General features: G+C 47.9%; 2 rRNA genes. Both read left to right on the top strand.

Annotation, left to right across the window (positions count from 1 at the left end):
- A 23S ribosomal RNA gene (locus ICL55_RS34830) occupies positions 1-2,735 on the top strand; the annotation flags it as partial.
- Positions 2,736-2,856: 121 nt separating this feature from the next.
- Positions 2,857-2,968: ribosomal RNA gene (gene rrf / locus ICL55_RS34825) — 5S ribosomal RNA — on the top strand.
- Positions 2,969-2,974 lie beyond the last annotated feature (6 nt).

Genomic DNA, 2,974 nt, shown 5'->3' with positions numbered 1-2,974 from the left:
TCACTCGAAAGAGAGCCAACGCAGGGAACTGAAACATCTAAGTACCTGCAGGAAAAGAAAATAATAATGATTCCCCAAGTAGTGGCGAGCGAACAGGGAAGAGCCCAAACCGGGTCGAAGCAATTCTACCCGGGGTTGTAGGACTACTTTTAGAAAGTCAGATCAAGCTGAATCATCTGGAAAGATGAGCCGTAGCAGGTGATAGCCCTGTAGGCGCAAATTCTGACGGACGTGTAGTATCCTGAGTAGCGCGGGACCAGAGGAATCCTGTGTGAAACTGTCAGTACCATCTGATAAGGCTAAATACTCCTTAGATACCGATAGTGAACCAGTACCGTAAGGGAAAGGTGAAAAGTACTCCGAACAGGAGAGTGAAATAGTTCCTGAAACCGTGCGCTTACAAGCGGTCGGAGCCAGTAATGGTGACGGCGTGCCTTTTGCATAATGAGCCTACGAGTTACTCCTCACTGGCGAGGTTAAGGTCTTCAGTACCGGAGCCGCAGCGAAAGCGAGTTCTAACAGAGCGCTTAGTCAGTGGGGGTAGACGCGAAACTTTGTGATCTATCCATGGGCAGGATGAAGGTTAGGTAAAACTAACTGGAGGTCCGAACTCATTAGCGTTGAAAAGCTATGGGATGACCTGTGGATAGGGGTGAAAGGCCAATCAAACTGAGAGATAGCTCGTTCTCCCCGAAATGTTTTTAGGAACAGCCTCGGATATAGACGTGTTATAGAGGTAGAGCTACTAATTGGGCTAGGGGGCTTCACCGCCTACCAAACCCTAATAAACTCCGAATGCTATAACATAATCTCCGGGAGTGAGGCTGTGGGCGCTAAGGTCCATGGCCGAGAGGGAAATAACCCAGACTAACAGCTAAGGTCCCTAATCGTATGTTAAGTTGAACAAACGCGGTTCAAATCCTAAAACAGCCAGGATGTTGGCTTGGAAGCAGCCATTCATTTAAAGAGTGCGTAACAGCTCACTGGTCGAGGGTTTGGGCACGGAAAATAATCGGGCATCAAACATACAACCGAAGCTTTAGGCCTAATACTTAGGTATTAGACGGTAGGGGAGCATTCTAAACTGCATCGAAGGTGTGTCGCGAGGCATGCTGGAGCGTTTAGAAAAGAAAATGTAGGCATAAGTAACGATAAATAAGATGAAAAATCTTATCGCCGTAAGACTAAGGGTTCCTGATCAACGCTAATCGGATCAGGGTTAGTCGGGTCCTTAGGCAAAGCCGAGAGGCGTAGCTGATGGCAAACTGGTGAATATTCCAGTACCTGCTGTAAATTCGATGGAGTAACGGAGTAGTGAAAGGACTGCGCACTTACGGAATAGTGCGTTAAAGGGAGTAGGTATATCTTTGGTAGGTAAATCCGCCAGGGATGCTGAACCTGATAGTACAGCAAAGCTTCGGCAGCGCTGATAATGTCCCTAATCAGACTTCCAAGAAAAACTTCTAAGGTTCGTTTATAGCAGCCCGTACCGTAAACCGACACAGGTAGTCGAGATGAGTATTCTCAGGCGCTCGAGTGATCCGTGGTAAAGGAACTAGGCAAATTGACGCTGTAACTTCGGGATAAGGCGTACCACAGTGATGTGGTCTCAGTAAAATGGTACAACCAACTGTTTAACAAAAACACAGGGCCCTGCAAAATCGAAAGATGACGTATAGAGCCTGATACCTGCCCGGTGCTGGAAGGTTAAGGAAGGATGTTCGGAGTAATCCAAAGCTTCTGACTGAAGCCCCAGTAAACGGCGGCCGTAACTATAACGGTCCTAAGGTAGCGAAATTCCTTGTCGGGTAAGTTCCGACCTGCACGAATGGTCTAATGAGTTGTACACTGTCTCTACCACGAGCTCGGTGAAATTGTAGTATCGGTGAAGATGCCGGTTAATCGCAACGGGACGGAAAGACCCCGTGAACCTTCACTACAACTTAACATTGATTTTGAATGCCAGATGTGTAGGATAGTTGGGAGACTGTGAAGCAGCTTCGCCAGGAGTTGTGGAGTCATCGTTGAAATACCAACCTTCTGTTATTTAGAGTCTAATCCCTGCAAGGGGAGACATTGTTTGGTGGGTAGTTTGACTGGGGTGGTCGCCTCCTAAAAGGTAACGGAGGCTCGCAAAGGTACCCTCAGTACGGTTGGTAATCGTACGCAGAGCGCATTAGTATAAGGGTGCTTGACTGTGAGGCAAACAAGCCGAGCAGGTGCGAAAGCAGGCTAAAGTGATCCGGTGGTTCTGTATGGAAGGGCCATCGCTCAAAGGATAAAAGGTACTCCGGGGATAACAGGCTGATCTCACCCAAGAGCTCATATCGACGGTGAGGTTTGGCACCTCGATGTCGGTTCGTCACATCCTGGGGCTGGAGAAGGTCCCAAGGGTTCGGCTGTTCGCCGATTAAAGTGGCACGTGAACTGGGTTCAGAACGTCGCAAGACAGTTCGGTCCCTATCTGTTGTGATCGTTAGTAAATTGAGGAGACATGACCTTAGTACGAGAGGACCGGGTCGTACGTACCGCTGGTGTATCTGTTGTGCCGCCAGGTGCAGTGCAGAGTAGCTATGTACGGACAGGATAAACGCTGAAAGCATCTAAGCGTGAAACCTGCTTCAAGATGAGTTTACTTTTAAGGGCCGTCGGAGACTACGACGTTGATAGGTTACAGGTGTAAAGGTGGTAACATCACAGCCGAGTAATACTAATTGCCCGTAAGCTTTAACTTTATTTATTACTACTAAGTTCGTATACGACTTTCCCAATATGTTATCTTATTGCGTGCTGCAAGGATAAGGTGAATACTTCACCTGCTTCCTTACGACGAGCGATCGTCACAGCCAAAGATCTTATGGTGGTTTTGCCAAGGGTGTTCACCTCTTCCCATTCCGAACAGAGAAGTTAAGCCCCTTATGGCCGATGGTACTGCACTATCATGCGGGAGAGTAGGTAGCTGCCATATTTATTA

The sequence above is a fragment of the Chitinophaga varians genome, from assembly GCF_014529945.1.
Classification (GTDB): Bacteria; Bacteroidota; Bacteroidia; order Chitinophagales; family Chitinophagaceae; genus Chitinophaga; species Chitinophaga varians.
The sequence above is the reverse complement of the archived record's forward strand: the minus strand, read 5'-3'. Positions and strand labels throughout refer to the sequence as shown.